Annotated in this window: 12 protein-coding genes; 2 read left to right on the forward strand and 10 right to left on the reverse strand. The window is 48.4% G+C overall.

Translation table 11 applies throughout. The features are described 5' to 3' along the window. Positions 1-73: 73 nt before the first annotated feature. The 7 genes from L0M14_RS32000 to L0M14_RS17245 all read right to left on the reverse strand — a co-directional run bounded on the left by L0M14_RS32000 (position 74) and on the right by L0M14_RS17245 (position 10183). Positions 74-169, reverse strand: a complete 96-nt coding sequence (locus tag L0M14_RS32000) for a hypothetical protein (protein ID WP_350340473.1) — start codon at positions 167-169, stop codon at positions 74-76. A gap of 29 nt (positions 170-198) precedes the next feature. Beyond that, on the reverse strand, positions 199-3228 hold the full coding sequence (locus tag L0M14_RS17220) for a polysaccharide lyase family protein (protein ID WP_235117893.1): 3030 nt from the start codon (positions 3226-3228) through the stop codon (positions 199-201). A 68-nt stretch (positions 3229-3296) separates the two neighbouring features. Beyond that, positions 3297-5786: an SGNH/GDSL hydrolase family protein gene (locus L0M14_RS17225; protein WP_235117894.1), complete on the reverse strand. Its 2490-nt coding sequence runs from the start codon at positions 5784-5786 to the stop codon at positions 3297-3299. A 38-nt stretch (positions 5787-5824) separates the two neighbouring features. Then, positions 5825-7117 (reverse strand): fibronectin type III domain-containing protein, encoded by a 1293-nt coding sequence (locus L0M14_RS17230; RefSeq protein WP_235117895.1) that lies wholly within the window; start codon positions 7115-7117, stop codon positions 5825-5827. 536 nt (positions 7118-7653) lie between these two features. Continuing rightward, complete coding sequence (locus L0M14_RS17235; protein WP_235117896.1) at positions 7654-8817, reverse strand: DUF4317 domain-containing protein; 1164 nt, start codon at positions 8815-8817, stop codon at positions 7654-7656. Between the two features lie 208 nt (positions 8818-9025). Next, on the reverse strand, positions 9026-9238 hold the full coding sequence (locus L0M14_RS17240) for a helix-turn-helix domain-containing protein (RefSeq protein WP_235117897.1): 213 nt from the start codon (positions 9236-9238) through the stop codon (positions 9026-9028). Positions 9239-9319: 81 nt separating this feature from the next. Further along, positions 9320-10183: a helix-turn-helix transcriptional regulator gene (locus tag L0M14_RS17245; RefSeq protein WP_235117898.1), complete on the reverse strand. Its 864-nt coding sequence runs from the start codon at positions 10181-10183 to the stop codon at positions 9320-9322. Positions 10184-10446: 263 nt separating this feature from the next. Here L0M14_RS17245 and fabF point away from each other — a divergent pair, with 263 nt between their 5' ends. Next, a complete protein-coding gene (gene fabF / locus L0M14_RS17250; RefSeq protein ID WP_235117899.1) occupies positions 10447-11682 on the forward strand; it encodes a beta-ketoacyl-ACP synthase II in 1236 nt (411 codons plus the stop codon). A gap of 100 nt (positions 11683-11782) precedes the next feature. Beyond that, a complete protein-coding gene (locus L0M14_RS17255) occupies positions 11783-12175 on the forward strand; it encodes a helix-turn-helix domain-containing protein (RefSeq protein ID WP_235117900.1) in 393 nt (130 codons plus the stop codon). A gap of 465 nt (positions 12176-12640) precedes the next feature. Here the strand turns inward: L0M14_RS17255 and L0M14_RS17260 are convergent, their stop codons facing one another. From L0M14_RS17260 to L0M14_RS17270, 3 genes are all read right to left on the reverse strand, one after another. Then, entirely contained in the window at positions 12641-13624 is a 984-nt protein-coding gene (locus L0M14_RS17260) for a hypothetical protein (protein ID WP_235117901.1), read from the reverse strand. 165 nt (positions 13625-13789) lie between these two features. Then, a complete protein-coding gene (locus tag L0M14_RS17265; RefSeq protein WP_235117902.1) occupies positions 13790-16135 on the reverse strand; it encodes a hypothetical protein in 2346 nt (781 codons plus the stop codon). 168 nt (positions 16136-16303) lie between these two features. Next, on the reverse strand, positions 16304-18019 hold the full coding sequence (locus L0M14_RS17270) for a hypothetical protein (protein ID WP_235117903.1): 1716 nt from the start codon (positions 18017-18019) through the stop codon (positions 16304-16306). Between the last annotated feature and the right edge of the window lie 18 nt (positions 18020-18037).

The raw sequence follows: 18037 nt of genomic DNA on the forward strand, positions 1-18037 counted from the left end.
ATTGGGCTCTCACTTGGAGAACTGCAGTTTGGCATGTCATATGAATCTTGAAGCGCAGCTTCAAAAGCCGGTTTCATTTCAATAGGGTCCGTAGTTGATTCAAAACGGCTTTGTCATTATCATCCGGTTCCTGGTCAGCGAATTGATTGCAGGGAAAGCCAAGGATCACAAAGCTAGGTAAACCCGCATGCCCTTATTCTATTCCATCCCTAGAATCAATCGTGCGATTTGAGCCAGATCTTCAATTCCAATCTTACCATCGCCACTCAGGTCCGCTGCTTTGTAGGTAGCCCAGTCCGCATCGCTGCTGGTTTTGCCGTAGCCGCTTGCCACGATAGCCAGATCCCCAACGGTTACATGACCTTCTCCGTTCATATCTCCCGGTATCGAAGGATTAACAGGTATGATCGCGATCGATTTCGCAGCAGCTGCAAGTTCCGTTTCATCGCCGTTTCCGTTAGAAATAACTGCTTGAGTTAAAGTAATGACAGTGCTGGCTGAAGCGGCATCTGACTTTGCTTTGAATTTCAGCTTCACGAGATCTCCTGCTGATTGCACAGCATTCTCCGAGCCCAAGCTTGCGAGCAGTAGCCGCACCTGACCGGAAGCTTCCTTCTTGCTGATGATCTGAAGTCCTTCCTTGACGGATTCCGCTGAGTCAAATTCAACTGCGGACGGATCATAAGTGAAGGTCAGATCTTGAGCATAGACGCTATCTGTGACACTCTCTAGACCATAAGCAACTTCGAATTCCGCACCGCCGGTAACTTGATCCGAGGCGTTCAGTACTGCGCTGATTGGGCCTGCTGGAGCCGCATCATCCGCTACCTCTAACCGAATGGCATCATACATGATGCTGGCCATAGGGTTCATCCAATCGTCGGAGGTCGGGGCAGTAGGAGTTTGATGCGGCGAGAGCGTTATGATGTTCTCTCCCTCATGAATCAGATTTGCATCAAATTGAATGGGATCCAATTGTCGGTACACACTGCGAACAGCCAATCGGTATAAGGCGTTGTCTCCAGGGGGCCCCGGCAGTGTTTCAAAGCTCCCGACGGGGGTACCGTTCAGCTTTACATCGAGAGAACCGAATACAGAGCTTGCAAGGGCAATATTCAAGGTTGCGGTACCTTCCTGATATCCATCCGAATCAAAGCGGATTTTCCATTCGGTTAGCGACTGGTCTTCCGTTGTGCCTCGCAGATCCAGCTGAGTTGGGGTGCCTGGTGTCTTAAACATCGGCTGGAAGTAGTTCCAGTCTGTTTTCGGATCGCTTTCTCCGATTTTAAAGTCAACACCATTCGGGAATTCATACGGATACTCCAGCCAGGTCAAATGCTTTCTAAAGCCCTCTTCTCCGCCGTATACATGGAATTCCTCGGCTGAGCGGTCCGGTGTACCGATCTGCCAGACCAGGTCTCCATATTTTGCAGGTGTCCATCTTATCGTACCAAGATCAAGCGGAGTGGCGCTTCCCACCGTGATATTTTCTTGTTTATATTCTCCCATTACGCCATCTACAAAGGCCGTCAGCGTATAGGTGCCCGGACGTACGGCAGGAATCGTAAATTTACCGTCAGCACCGGCGCGAGCCGAATATGTATAGCTTTCTGTATCCAGCTGCCAATCTATGCCAGGACGCGATAGAATGACATGTGCCTCGTTTGCGGAGGAGCCGTCGGAAATTTCCAGCTTTCCGCTCACATCAGATCGGCTGGACGCCGCATAGGTCGGATCGGTAATCCAGGTATACGGCCATTTGGCTTGCTCCTCGCTTGCTTTCGCTTTGGCGTCCTCCCACATCTCCTGCACATTGGCAACAGATGCATCCGAACCGGAGCCTTCATTTACATACAAGTAGAAGGGGCCATAGACCTTTTCCCAGCCTTTCGCAGGCTCGATTGCAGGAGTTCCGTAATGGCCGGTATGCTCATGCCACAGCAGAATTTCCCCGTTATAGTAATCATGAACCGTTAAATCCTGCTTGGTTGGTCCGCCGTCCACATATTCCTTACTCGCTTGAATGATGGATACGCCGACCTTGCCGTTGGAAGCCATAAACACATGATTGTCGCCTTCCATATTCGAGATATTCTGATATTTTGAATAGATTCTGCCCTCAGGCAAGTCGGCGCCTGGCAGCAGATACGTAGTATCTTGAAGCGTAGTATCGTTGCTCAAATCGTCAATGGTCGGTCTTTGCTGAATACCGCGCTGATCGTCCACGGCAAAGTAAGTAAAGGAAGGATCGCCGAGCGCAAAAGCATATCTTAATTGACCGATGCTTAAGCCGTCAGGCATCGTATCGGGATACTTATAAACCGTGTAATAATAGAAGCCCGGTGAGTCTTTCTCCAGCACCATATGAACTTCCAGGTAGAATTGAAGGGTGCTCGGATCATTGACCGTCATGGAAATCTCTGCGCGTTCAGGCGTTTGAGAGACCACCTTGAAGTCGGCTCCCGATATGCCTTTCTGATAGGATGTGCCGTCAACACTATAATTGGCCAGATAATAGCCTCTGCCGTTTTGGCCTCCTACTAAGTTGAAATAAGGATTTTTACTGTCGGTAAAAAAGATCGATGATATATTTGCCGTTGTTTTATTGACATCGAAGGAAATTTTGGAGTTCTTCAGCGTAACGGTGCTGCCGTTATCGACGAGTGTAACATCTTGCGGAGGTGTGTTGTCTCCGTCCCCCGACCTGCTGATCTCAATACCGTTCAGACGTCCGTCGTTCCCAGTGATCGTGAACACCATCTTGCCTTCCGTAACAGGAACGGAAGCGTTCAGTTCTGCGAACTGTCCTTTTGGCGTGCTTGTCGACCCAAGATCAATACCTTCTGCAGTAACTGCCGTTCTGTTCGACGCAATGTCGTCTCCTGCGATTACCTTCACATTATATACATCATTTGGCAGATCAACCTGAAAGGTATAGGATTGGCTTGAGATCACAAAATCTCTCAGCAGAGAATTCGAATTGGTCGAACGATCGCGAGAGTCGATCGCTTGGTTTAGCCCGTAGCCTTTCTCCGCCGTGTAGATCAGTGAAGGCCCAACTCCTATATAGCCGTCGGCCACCACACTTGATGACGTGCCGAAATCAAATTTTAGAGGAAATTGCTGCTCGGCAGCAAACGCTGATTTGGGATTGAAGCTGCCTAGAATAAGAGTGAACATAACGGCCACCATTATCATGATGGATATTGAGCTTTGTTTTCGTTTCATAGTTACCCTCCGCATCTTGAACATTTGAAGAGCGATTCTGCGCCCACAAGCGTCAGAATCGCCACTCCTTACTCCAGTATTTTGCTGGCAACAGCCGCCAAATCCTGAATATCGATGATACCGTCTTGGACAATATCGGCTTCTTGATAGCTGGACCACTCCGCATCTGCGGATGTCTTGCCGTAAGCGGCTGCCACAATAGCCAGGTCACCGACCGTGAATGCTCCGTCTCCGTTCATATCGCCAGGAGATGCCGTATGAACGGACGACAGGAAAGCTTGAACCGCCGTATTCAGCTCTTGAACGGCCTGCTCTACCTGCTCCTGCGTTGCCGAAGCATCATTCACGATTGTCTTCGCTTGATCGATAGCCGTTTGGAGTGCAGCTTTGGCTCCGGCAGGATATTGACCGGCATGATCACCTTCTATGGCCGAATCATGCTTCGCCTGTGCGTCGGCAATCGCTGTAAGCAAAGTCGTTTTATCAGCTGTTGCTTGAATCTGTATGGTTTTGGAAGTACCGAGCGCAGCACTCTCCGTACCCTCGCCGTTTGCAAGAATCGCCTTGCTCACAAGGATGGCTGCTTCCCCCGACTGGGACAGCGCCTTCCAGTTCAGCTTCAGCAAGTCTCCTCCTGCTTGAAGCGCACTGTCCTGCCCCAGAGCGGCTGCAATGATGCGCACGCTGCCCGGAGTCGCTTCCGGGTCGGAAACAGCAAGCATTTGATAACCTTCCTGGAGCGATTCCGCAGAAACGAATTCCACCTGGTTAGGATCATACGTGATGGTCAGGTCCTGGGCATACACATTCTCTGTGATGCCACTTAGTCCATATGTCAAATAGAAAGGTTGACCGGATGCGACAGTGGATGAGCCAGTTAATGTCGTTGACGTCTCATCAGAGACAGGTGACTGATCCAGTGGAGTAAGCTCAACACCGTTGACAATACCGGTTGCACCGCCGAACACAAAGTTGATTTGACCGTCAGTTACATTTACTTCGTTAATCACCTTTTCGGTTACAGACTTGCTAGGCGCTGATACCGTACCGTAGCTTTGACCTTCAACTGTAACATCCGTTTTGGCGGTTCCCAGATAATCGCCCACATATAACTTCACTGCGTAAGTTCCGTTAGGAACATCGACCTTAAACTCCCAGTTGTTTGAAAAATATCCCAGCCAGTCGTTTGTCAATTCGTTGCCGCCGGTACGCTCACGAGTGATCATGCCCTCCGTAGAGGTGATCCCGTAGCCCTTCTCCGGTGTATAAACCGAATCGAAAGTAATCGCTGTGTATCCTTCCATGACGGGACTCGTAACTGTTCCCATGTCGTATTTATACGTTGCTGACTTCGTTGTAATGGAAAGCCTATCAGACATATCCGATTCGCCACGCCCGTTCACCGCTGAAATCCGAACATCATAAGTCGTATTGTCCTGCATACTTCCTATGCTTGCGGTTGGGATTGTAGACGATCCTACCATCGTATAATCTGTATCAGTGGCAAGCTTGCGGTAAATTCTGTAGATATCGGCGCCAGTAACTGTATCCCATTTGAGCACGGCAGCCGCATTGCTGATACTGCTTGCAGTTAAGCCTGTCGGCTTCGCCGGCACTTCAGCGGGAACCTCAATATCCTTGACATACCCCGATAATGGCAAGCTTAACTCTCTAATGCCTCCCGAGAGCAAGCGGGCTAGCTGGATCGCGCCATATTCCTGGAAATGCGTATCGTCTGCGTCGCCGTTAGGGAATGCGGCATAGACACCTGGCTCCACATGCAGGAATACGGATAGTGATGCGGCGGGACCAATTGAATCATAATAAGCCACGCTCAGCGTGCTTAAATCCACCAACTTCACGTTCAATTCTTGGGCGACCTCTTTCATGCCCGCTACATAACCAGCGAAGCTTACATTGAACTTGCCTGTGGCTTCGTCGAAGCTGCGGCGTCCCATCGGCGTGACCAGAATCGGTGTAGCTCCGCGCTGCCTCGCTCCGTTCACATAGCTTTTCAGATATACTTTGTAATCGGCAACAGAAGCGTAGCGCTCAGGTACGCTGATGGTGGAATCATTATGACCGAACTGGACAAGGAAATAATCCCCCGGTTTGATCTCGCGAAGAATCTCGTCCAAACGTCCTTCCACGATAAACGACTTCGAGCTTCGGCCGCCGATTGCCTTATTCAAGAAATGGACATCATCTGTGAAAAATTTCGGAATCATTTGCCCCCAGCCGGCTTGCGGCCGCCAATATGGATCATAGGTCTGAACGGTGGAATCTCCCGCGATGTAGACATCCGGTTTCTCTCCCGCTTGCCTTTCCGGCAGCTTCGTGATGACAATCGCATTGATTTTCGGCGCTGTACCGGAGAACTGGAGATTCAGCTGTCCGTCTATAAGCGCAATGTCAAAGCTTGTTTCGAGATACTCGCCGGCTTCTTTACTTGTTTCCTGAACTTTTTGAATCGTTTCGGCTTTAATGGCAACGTCCGTGGCTTCAGATTCATCCCCGGCAATTAGCGATACGGTGTAATCGCCATTAGGAAGATCCACAGCAAAGGATGTATCGGCAGGTGCGGCAAAATCGCTCTTCAGCGGGTCCGCTCCCCCCTATCTTCAGCGCTGACCTTGCTTGGATCAGTAAATCCATATTGTAACTGCTCGTTGTATGCTGTCGTAGAAGCTACCCCGATATATCCATCGGCCACAGCACCGGATCCAAAATCAAACTTTATTGGGGTGCCTTCCGGCAGCGGCTGCGGTGCGGAGTAAGGCGTACTCCTTGCAGCGCTGGAGAATAGTGACAGCCCGCTGACATTCACTGCTTTTACTTTGTAATACCAAGCTGTAGATGTGTCTGCCGTGGTGTCCGTGTAATTCGTCGAATCCGTCGTTCCGATTTCTACGTAGTCACCGTTTTCCTCATCGGATCTGAAAATCGTGTAGCTCGCCGCATAGTTCACTGCCGTCCACGATAGACTAACTTCATCTTCTGCTATATGGATGATTGACACGTCCGCAGGTGCTGCGGGAGCCTCACTTGGCGGCTTCACCTCAACCGTAACCGCGTCGCTGAATGCGGATTCAAGACCAGCGGCATTTACCGCAGATACCTGATACGAGTAACGATTGTTGAACACAGCTGTAGCATCCGTATAAGCGGCCGCGTCAGTCGAACCGAGCTTGGTATACTCTTCGCTGCCGAAGGTAGCCCGATACACATTGTAGCTTGCAGCATCCGGCACATTGCTCCACTGCAAGCTTACAGCGGATTCATTCTCGCTTGCAGAAACGGAGCTTACAGCAAGTCCTTGCGGAGCAGCAGGCGGCTCCTGAGTTACCTGTTCAATGACCATACCATTGACATATCCGCCCGCGCCGACCCCCGTGATACCAACTGTTAATTGACCGTCCGTAACTGTGGTATGAAATGTCTCTTCAGCCACCGCTTGTTTCGTTTGGATGGTCCCTTTCGTCTCACCCTCCAGGGAAACCGTCGTCTTGGTCGTTGAAGTTCCCGTCAGCAGATCGCCTGAATAGACCGTCACATCATATTCTCCGTCAGGTACATCCACCATAAAGGTATAATCCGTACCTAAAATAAAATCGTTGTACAAATCATCCGATCCTGTACGAAGTCTGGAAATAACCGACTTATCCAACCCGTACCCCAGCTCCGGCGTATAAAGCAGCCCGTCATGCACCTGATGATATCCACTCATCACCGGACTTGATTGCGTACCAAAATCGAACTTCATAACGCCTGACAGCGTTTCGGCATGAACTGTATTTACTCCCTGCGGAGTGAGCGGCAATACGCTGGAAGCCAGCATAAAGGCGCCAATGGATACGGTCAATGCACGCTTAGTTTTTCTTCTTGTCATTATCTACTAAACCTCGCTTTCCCTTTTATAATGAAAAGCCAAAGAAAGAAATGGATCTGGAATCCGTACGATACCCCCTCACATGTAAGTGCTTTCATTCCTATCTTACTTTTCCCCCCTAGATAATCCCACTTAAAAAACAGATATAAATGTTTAAAAAACAGATACAAAGTGTATCAAACATATAGATTTCTCCGCAGTGCTTTTAAAAATCCTATCACATGGGCAGTTGCCACGCTCCAAATTTTTGACCTTCCATACAACCCTTTGTCGCGCGCTGAGCTCGGGATCTCCATATAGAACATGTACGCTCTGATCCGAGAGCACGCCCCCGATAATACCGGAGAAAGCCAAACTTGGTCCGGCTCTAGAGCACCAATTACGTTACCGATCAGAATCCAAGTCCGACTGCGTCCGAACTATGAGCTTTTTCAACAGCGATACGGGCTTACACCGAAAGAATACAGGATCAACAAACAGCCAAAAAAGCCCTTCCTATGAAAGGAGGGCTTAGACTGTTACATAGGGTTATGTTCCTACAACGTTTCCGTGTTCAGTGTAAATCCTTCGATCACGACATCCTCATCAACCTCGATGAGAATGCATCGTTTTCCTTGAAAGTTGACCTGTCTCACGAACTTTAAATCCTGCGGACTGACGGAAATGGTGGCGACTTTCGTATCAATCTTAATCGATTTCGAAGTAAACTTCGGCATGACGCTGCTCGCTTTGATTTCATAGTTCTTATCGTCGATGACGTTTTGAAACGCTCGTTCCACTTTTTCCTCTGTCACGTGCTCCACGCCGCTCACGGTCAGCATACGCTCCACATCTTTATAATCGAGCTTGGGAGGTTCTTCTTCTTCGTTAGTCTCGATGACACGATGAATTTCCTCATAGACATGAGCGATCGTTGCAGCATCAAGCTGATCCCCCGCTACTTCCTTCACAATATCCTCAAAATAGGTTCTCTCCTCGAGTGCCGTCACAATCATCTCAGCATTCAAGACCTGCTCAATGAATGGTACATTCGGCTCATGGGCTTTGCCCGCGCAGTACAGAACGCGATTCACGTCCGAATAGTTATCCGTCACACTCGGATAGAAGAACCCTTGCTCCGGCGTGTTTAATTTAATGATCGGATCCACAAAGACATTATACTTGAATTCCCGTTCAACGTAATCAAACATGAGCGTTTTCCGCTGCTGTTCTGTAGAATTCACGCTGCACAAAATAAACGGATTCGCGAACATCTCGTCCTTTTCGCTCTCCTCGGATTCCTCAGTCCTGACCCTAGTCGGTTTGAGATACTGTCCGTGGACGAAAGTCACGACCATATCCTTTTCATATTTGGTATCCGCCAGCATCTTGTCCACCAGCAGAAGCATCAGATCCTGCCATTCTTCCGGATTTCCCGTCACCAGGCCTTGATGGAGAAGCACTTGTGAAGGCGACTCCGCTTCCTCCTGGAACTTTAATTCGAACATTTTTTGATCCAGTTCACCGGTCATCAGCTTTTTGAAATTCGCCATATAAAGCTCCTGCTTCTCTCTGTCCAACAGGGCGAACGGCTGACGTTCAAAATGATAGATTTCGTTACTTTCCTTCATGATATACACGTTGAGAATCGTAAAAATTTCAAGCATGTCGTGGTCCAGCTTCAGCTGCTTGCGAATGTGCGCAAGTTCTTTCTTGTTCATAGTCCGTCAAACAACTCCTAAGAAGTGAAATGGATTTGCTCTTTCCTTGACCAAACGTCGACAAAAACAAATGCCCTTCACCTCATGAGAAGGGCATCCCACCGTTTCATTTATTTATGGTCGTTCTAAGTCGTTTCAAGCGAAAATAGATCCGTACTCTGTCGTATGATAATGCAATTCGGACGTCTTGGCAATCTATTATTCTTGGTTACATAATTTCAATCCGAAACAAATCCTCCATGCTCTTCTCCAGCAATTCGCTGAGCTTCTTGGCTGTAGCAGGTCCGACCGGTTTCACGGAGCGCTCCAAGAGGCTGATATACGCATGACTTAATCCGGAATGCTTGGCCAAATCCCTCTGTGAATATCCCTTCATAATCCTTGCTCTGATGAATATATCGGTCTTTGCCATGATCTTCATCGCCCTTCTGCTTCCTCCGTTCTCCTCCTGTTCTCATATTTTCATTATAACACGGTTTTTTACTAATGCAACCAAATATGTTTACCTTAGTATATTTTCCTTGCTTTCGGTTATTCTGCGCATTAAGCCTCGCAGCTTTTGCTCCGTTTCACTTTCGGGAGCCGGTGTGTATACGCTGCAGCGTAAATCCGTCGGCCCTTGTACGTGCAGCGTAGTCAAGTCAAACAGCATTTTTCCAACCTTCGCATGCCGAAATTCAACCAGTACTTTGGGGGCGGAGCTAACATCATTGTGATTCCAAAAGGTTTTGAACTCTGGATTCGTATCCAGCATCTTCTGGATAAAGTCACTATACCAGTTATCCCCGGCATACTGGCCGTAGAAGGCTCGAAACATGCCAAGGAAGCCCCGAACGAATTCATTCCAGTTGGCGGCCAATGCCTTGAGCTCTTTACGTGTGAATAACAGCCAGATCATATTGCGCTCTTCCGCGGGAATACGTTCGAAATCGAGAAAAACTGTTGCCGCAGCCTGGTTCCAGCCTACGATATGACATCTTCTATCAAATACAATGGCCGGACACTCGCGTAGCTCGCTCAAAATCCGATGCAAGGCGGGGCTGATCGCCGGAGGGCTGTCCACTACCGCTGCAGGAGCAGGCTGTTCTAAAGCCAGCATAAACATATACTGCCGCTCGTCTTCGTTGAGTTTTAGCGCATAAGCGATGCGTTCGAGCACTTGAACGGACATTTTGATCTCGCGGCCCTGCTCCAGCCATGTATACCAGGTCGTGCTTACGTTGGCAATTTGGGCTACTTCTTCCCGGCGAAGTCCCGGGGTTCTCCTTCTCGAGCCGGCCGGCAGCCCCACATCTCCCGGCTGAAGCCTAGCGCGATGGGCAATGAGAAATTGAGATAAGGCTTCTAAACGTTCTTTCGCATTCAAAGGTTTTCCTCCTAGCTGCAGCATGTGCTTCATCTGTATCTGTCATTGTACCTGCACCTACACCAATACCCTATGGCATTTGCGTGTGGCTGACGACCGTCAAGCCACGCCACACCTCTCGATGGGAGCTTCGCGTGGTACGAAAGTTGACTTACATAGGCGGCGCAGCTATATCATGGAACTAATTATACCAGTATAAACTCTAACTTGTAATAGGATAAATTATATGACAATCTATAGAAAAATCGTTGGAGGTTATGGAGATGAAGCGAGTTGTAATTACAGGCATGGGGGTTCTGACACCTCTTGGCAATGATGTGGAGACATTCTGGGACAAACTGGTTCAAGGAAAATCAGGCATCTCTTTCATTGAATCGTTTGACAGCAGCGACTATAAATCCAATATTGCCGGCAGCATCAAAGACTTTGATCCCGAAGCGACTGTAGGGCGACGCGATGTGCGGCGGATGGACCGCTACTGTCAATTCGCCGTCGCAGCTGCCAAAATGGCGCTGGAGGACGCCTCACTTGTGATCGACGATACGAATGCGGAGCGCATCGGCGTCTATATCGGCTCAGGTGTCGGCGGCATCCAGACGATTCTGGACAACTACCGGACACTTCTGCAGCGCGGTCCAGGACGGGTGAGCCCTACCGTGGTGCCGATGATGATCGCCAATATGGCTGCAGCCCAGGTCAGCATCATCTACGGCGCCAAGGGCCCGGTCCTCGCGCCGGTGACTGCTTGCGCGACCGGCAATAACGCCATCGGCGAGGCGTTCAAGCTGATCCAGCGCGGAGGCGCCGATGCTGTCATTGCCGGCGGAGCCGAAGCGTCGGTCACCGACCTCGCGCTCGCCGGCTTCGGCAATGCGACGGCGCTGGCCGGCCGCACGGACGCGCCGGAGAAGGCGAGCCGCCCGTTCGACGCGCAGCGCAGCGGCTTCGTCTCCGCCGAAGGCGCGGGCGTGCACGTGCTCGAGTCGCTCGAGCATGCCGAGCGGCGCGGTGCACGTATCCATGCCGAGCTCATCGGCTATGGCTCAACTGCGGACGCCTACCACATTGTGGCGACCGACCCGGAAGGCGCGGGAGCGTACCGCGCCATGGCTATTGCGCTGGAGGACGCCGGTCTCGCCGCTGAGGAGATCGACACGATCAACGCTCATGCGACGAGCACGCCGGCAGGCGACCTGTCCGAGACGATGGCAATCAAGCGGCTGCTTGGCAAGAAGAGCGATCAAGTGCCGATCACAGCGAACAAATCGATGATCGGCCATATGCTAGGGGCAGCCGGAGGCGTGGAGGCCGTAGGGCTGATCAAATCGCTGCAGGAGGGCGTCATTCCGCCGACGATCAATCTCGACAATCCGGATCCACAGTGCGATCTGGATTATGTCCCGCTTCAAGCAAGAAAGGCAGACGTTCGTGTTGGCTTATCCAATTCCTTCGGCTTTGGCGGACATAATGCCGTGCTTATCTTTAAGCGGTACGAATAAAACACATTCGCTCCCCTCAATTGTAATTACAACAGTTAACTGCTAATATAAAACTGTTAACTTATGTTTACTTACCGTTGACTGGCGAGGGTGAGCGTCCGTGTATTTTTATGACAAGCTAAAAGATATGCGCAAATTAAAAGGATTTACGATCCGGGAACTAGCCGACCGTTCCGGCGTCTCCGCGGCGTACATCTCCCAACTGGAGAACGGAAACCGCGGCATACCTTCTCCCGATGTATTGATGAAGCTCTCTGAGGGGCTGAATACCTCCTACTCTGAGCTCATGGAAATCGCTGGATATTTGGAATCGGCACAGCCGATTCCGCCTGATTACCGCCGAAGCCCAGTTAATTTACGCCGATTTCTCCGTGAAAATGAGCTGATGTTTGACGGGATCATCTTGTCGGAAGACGACAAAGAATGGATTGAGCGAATGCTGACCGCCCTATTTTGGAAAGAACGTCAGAGCCAAGAAACACCAAATACCTGATAAGCCTACGCACAGCAGAAGGGACACAGCGCAATTCAGACGCTGTGTCCCTTCATTATTTAAGGCTGAATGTCTCCGTGCCCGTTCTGTTGCTTGATAAAAAAGTTGTTTAAAACAATATTCCTAGCTACTGATTCCATAAGGGATATTATACTGAATTCTGAAAATAAAGTTGTTTAAAAATAAAGTAAGAAGACACAAATGAATGAATGAATGAATGAATGAAAGAGGATAATAATAAATTTGTTTAAATTCTGTCCCTTATAGATGCAGCTTGATGTATAATAGTGCATCCTTCATAATATTAAATATTTGTTCAATCGATCGGAATTTACATTCCACAAGGAGTATTTATGATGGAAACAGTAAATAAACAAATAAAATTTTCCTTTTCGTAGGACTTACCCAAAAACCTGATGCCATTAGAATGTATATCGGATATTTATATTTATTTGGGGCATACGCCTACTGTACTGGTACTTCTTTCTCCCAAAGTGTAACCCCATCTTTATCAAGTTCACTAATTCTATACCTCTTGGCAATAGCTTTAGAAACGTTCTTACCGTTCTCATCCAAGTAGTAGATAATTTGTCTTACACCACCGTGATCGAAAGACCCTGTATTTATCTCAATTGACGGATTGCTGTTATTCGAATAGTAAGGGGTGTTCTTAAGTCTTTCTGCCACTTCATCGATAGATGCAGCTTTACGAAATGCCCATTGCTTATCCCTGTTTTGTGGCAGATTATAATCCCAAATATTATCATGTAATATTATCCTGATAGCATCTTCACTTAACTCAATATTTTCACTGCAATTATTAAAGGCAAGAAGAGCAGCTTTAGATACAAAATCGAAGTACTGGTTCCCATACCACATCGCCCAACATGAACCAAACCATAGGCCATGTAAATGATGGCTATGCCCCGGATTATTCTCTATATCGTAAATTATTCTACTTGTCACCATAGGATCAGATATTAATGCAGATTCATTCACTGGTAATCCATAGAGACGCATCCAGGCAGGATCCGAAATATTTTGAATAAAGTTATCCTTTGATGAACAAACAATTCCCACAAACCCTTCATGACCAAGGAAAAACTTGTTAACCGTGTCCATAATTTTATTAGCACTCTTATCAAATGTCTCTATATCAAGATTTAGAGTTAGTAATGCTCTAGAACCCCTGTGTAACTTAAGGGAATTATTCGAGTCCATAATCTCAAGCAAATAGTGATCTTTATAAGTAATTGTCTGCTTAATTCCCTCATGCAGATTTTTTTCCGAAAACTTTACTGTTGCTTTTTTCTTTCCACGGTATTTTACTTTGGATGGAGTAAAGAAACGAAAATCATTCATCCATTTCAATGTGTTATCAAAGCTAATTTGATTTTCGTTAAATATGATCCAACACAATACTCCTTCTTTTACTTCATTGATTTCCATGAATTTTTTACTCCCCCTTGATAGGACTTACCTTTACGTTTCGAGAAGCTTATATTTTTAATAATGCTTCTATTTCAAACCTGTTATTAGCATTATCCTCTATGCTGTATGCGGACCGCTGATTTTTAAACAACTTTATTATGAATTAAATAACTTTATTATAATTTAAACGACTTTATTATCAGACAACACGTTCAGCGGAATAAGCAGCCTGGTACCCTCGGAGCCTAACCGATTCAAATCGGACGGTGACCAAAGCTGAAGCTCCTTAGCTGCGCTTATGGCTTCCGTATCATAGTTCCCTGGAAGCCGATACCTAACTAGCTCCCCCGTGTCCGTATGTATGCTGAGCAATTCGGAGCCGTAGGCAGACAGCTCCATGCTTCCGCTCGTAGAATGCAAGGTTACATATAGAATCCCATTGTCCAGCAGCAAGCGGCCGAACTGCGCATGCAGCTGCCAAAACATTGTTTGAACGTCCCCCTTCTGCAGCCCAATGGAAAGTATCTTGGTGCCATGCGTCACATATAAACGGTCTTCCTTGGCATCCAGCACATACGAATTTTCAACAGAACTGTCCGGCTCATCCCCGGCTTCCTGAAGCTCTGAGTCCAGTTGAATGACTTTCTCCCAGACACCTTTACTGTCAAAAACGTGAATGTGCTTGTTCAACAGGAGCAGCACCTGATTTCCGTAAGGAACGAGCTTCGCAGACTCATAGCTGTCAGCTTGCGAGTGAAGATCGTAATGCTTCACGAATTGATCTCCCTGCTTCACATACAAGTGTCCCGCGGCATAGATCCAGCGCATTCCATGCGAATCATCATAGACAGCTTCCGAATCGACAGTCACTTGTTGAAGCTCTATCTGTTTTTGAACAGGTAACAGAAGCGGTTTCTCTTGCTTCTGCTCTTGGTTCTGCTTTTTCTCTTGGTTCTGCTTTTTCTCTTCGTCCCGCTTCTGCTCTTGCTTCTGCTCTTGCTTCTGCTCTTGCTTCTGCTCTTGCTTCTGCTCTTGCTTCTGCTCTTGCTTCTGCTCTTGCTTCTGCTCTTGCTTCTGCTCTTGCTTCTGCTCTTGCTTCTGCTCTTCGCCTTGCTTCTGCTCCTGATCTTGATCTCGATCTTGTTCACTATAGACCAATTTCTGTTCAGCTTCGGCCTCCTGCTTCGGAATAGCCGCATCCACAGTCGATCCCGTATTCTCTTTCTTCTGATCTTCCATTTTTCTGACTTCCGGTAGAGACCTTAGCCAGAAGGATCCGTGCATATTCTCAGCAAACCTGATATTCATAACATCATCCAGATGAGCACTCAGGCTCTCTTTTCCCTTTTTAGCCGTAATCCACTTGTACTGTCTGCTTACTTCGCTGAGCCCTTCTATGGATATGAATGATTTCCAGACAGGGAGCGTATGCCACTCTTCATCGTACTCGTAGCTCATGGTGTACATATGAGAGGTATCCATTCGAACAAAATTCAAGCCCTCCAGCAGTTGCCAGTCGTATTGCACGAGCGAAGGATCGGGGATGAAGGTGTACGGGCGCGTTGAAGGAAGAAGGAAGGCTTGGGTCGTACGGTTTCGTCGATCCGTTATGTAGATGAGCTCTGCATCAGATTCGGAATATGGCGCTTTCATGCGCAAGGCAGGATCAAGTTGGATGTTACCGGTTTGTTGATACTCATAGCCGGACAACCGGTATATACGCGGACCTTTGCTGCTTTTCACATACACAAGCATTCCCAGGTCGTCTTCCATTACATACGTGGTGTCGTTCAGTTCAATCGTCTTAGTGAATTGTGTTGGTTTAGCGGGATGTTGGGGGGAATTATCATTAACCGTCGGTTGGGCAGCCGCGGAGTAGTCATTTACATATAACTGCTGCCTGCCTTGGCCGCTGATCCAGTACTCTTGATAGGATTCTTCTTCCTGCTCGAGTAAAAGAACGCCCTCCGGCTTACTGGAAAAAGTCACCCTCTCAACCTTGGAAGGTGAGAGCGGCATATCGCCAAGTCTGCGAAGCGGGTTGCCTCCAGAGCCGGGGCTTAGCTGGATCACATACCAATCGCCTTTGGTCGTTTGACTGCCTGGCAGAGGTGCAAATCCCACATAAGCAGTGGCTCCGCTGCGCCAAATATAACCGGATCGGGTTACAGGAAAGCTGAGTGGGATATTGGCATAATCGCTGCCTCCCACCCATTCAAAGCGAAGCTGATTGCTCTGTATGTAAACAACCTGATCTTTGCCACGAAGCAAAACAACAGGTTCTTTTGTATCGGTTATAAAATGGGTCCCGGCTTCCTCCCAACGGCCGATCTCCTCAAGCCGTTGTTTTTGCGCTTCCTCGTCAGCGGCTTTAGTATGAACCTCCGATTGTGGAGTAGAGGTCGGTTCAGAGGAGAACATAGCCCTTTTTAGAGAATGCTCAGGACGCACATAAGATAGGTAAGCGATCAATAATAGAAGACATGCGAACAGGCCAGCCGCTCCGCTCGCCCAAACCTTTTTATTCAACCGTTCCACTCCCTGCTTCTTGAAGATAGGGATGATTCCGAGTACGAATAGAGCGCTTCCAAGAAATCCATCTTCATTCTACCATAGGAAACGGATTGATAGATCACAATTTTCAAAAAAAGATGCCCTGCTCGCATCATTTCTGCTTACAGGACATCTCAAGGTGTATTATTTTACATTTTCCAACAAACGTTTCGCTGTTCCATTTTCAGTTTGGATCACTTCATAGACATTGACCGAAACCGGCGAAACAAATTGCTCCGAGGTGACATTGCTTGCATCAATAATCTGTTTGCCGCTTATGAGTTTATTGGCTCCGGTGAAGGAAGCGTCCTTCGAGCCCATGACACGACCAAGTCCATCAACGATCTCAAATCTTAGCGTGGAGAAGTTGTTGTCGACGACTACATTCTCTGCCTGCTTGATATCCAAGTCGAGACTGATTTTGTATGAATATTGAAGTGCGGCATATTGATAGGAAACACTGCAGTTGTTCACTGTCAAATCAAACGGATACAGAGAGAAGGTGCTGCCTTTCTCTTCAGCTTGCGTTGTCGTTTTGAGTGAAGCGATGGTAGTCGTAAACGGCGCTGCCGCTTGCGCATCCAATACTTTCACCGTGAAAGCATCCCCCGTTTCCGTTTGCGGGACGATATAGGAATAGCTCACCACATAGCTTAGGCCTGGATTCATGGTGGAAGTGACATTCGCTTGTCTTGCACCGCGGTAGGTTACGCCGCTGCCGCTCACAATTTCCGTTTGGAAAGCAGGGAACGCGGTCGGCACATCACTGGTATTGGTCAGCTTGAACTTGGCAACGACTGTTTGGTAACCTTCGCCTGGATTTTCATGCATATGCATTTCCATCAAAGACACCTGAGTCTTGCTATCGATGACCTTCGTTAAGGCATCGAATGCAATCGGTGCGCCAATGGTATAAGCTGTCGCGGAAGCGTTCGCCTCGCTTGCCGCCGGCCATGCAAAAGCCAGCTTCCCTGTGTCAATGACGGTCGATTGCCCACCGGATTTTGGTACAAAACTATCGGTAGAAACGACCAGCAGATTGGACAAATTGACACCATTCTCTACCGGAATTGAAAAATGGATATACTTCTTTTCACCTGCTTCGAGGGTGACGGCATCTTTCTCTGCACGTGTACCTTCATAGGTTTTCAGCTCGGACTGTCCATCGATGCGGAAATCCGGCATAGTTTCCCGTCCTGCTCCCGGATTTTCCGCCAGCAGAGTAACAACAGCCGCGCGGCTTGTGCTGGTATTTTGCATGGAGGCTTCTACCGGCGTGTACACCAGACCTGAATTTATACCAGGCAGCGTAAAGGCTTGCCCCCAGCTCAGCGCATCCAGCTTCTGCAGCTCGGCATTGCCGGTTCCATACCATACGTTAGCAGCCGGCATGGTTAGCAGCGTCGTCTCTACTTTGGGATAAGAGTAGACATCTACGTTAACAAAGGACAAGGAATCAATTTTGGTAAGCTCCTTGCTGTCGATGACAGCCATGTAGGTCAGCTCACCGATTTCCTTCGGCTGTAAGGCAGCCTTATTCGTTGCGCTCGGCTGCAGTGTATATACCAGGCCTTCAGCCGTGCGAACGCGAAGCTCGTGTTCCGGCAGCCTATTTTCCGTATTACCGCCATTATAGACTCGGATCGTAGCCGAAATCTGTACACCGTTTGCCGTAGACTCCACAGCAACGTTCTTAATTGCCGCTCGAATCTCGTCTGTTAATCCGTAGTTGGAGGAAGGCGCCGATACAACGCTCGTTACCGCAGCTACTGAGTCAGCGGCAAATACCGGAATACCTCCCTGAATGATCATCGTACCAAGTACGATGGATGTTAATCCCGTTTTCCATTGCCTTTTCATATCGTACACTCCTTTTAT

This window comes from Paenibacillus hexagrammi, from assembly GCF_021513275.1.
GTDB classification, from domain to species: domain Bacteria; phylum Bacillota; class Bacilli; order Paenibacillales; family NBRC-103111; genus Paenibacillus_E; species Paenibacillus_E hexagrammi.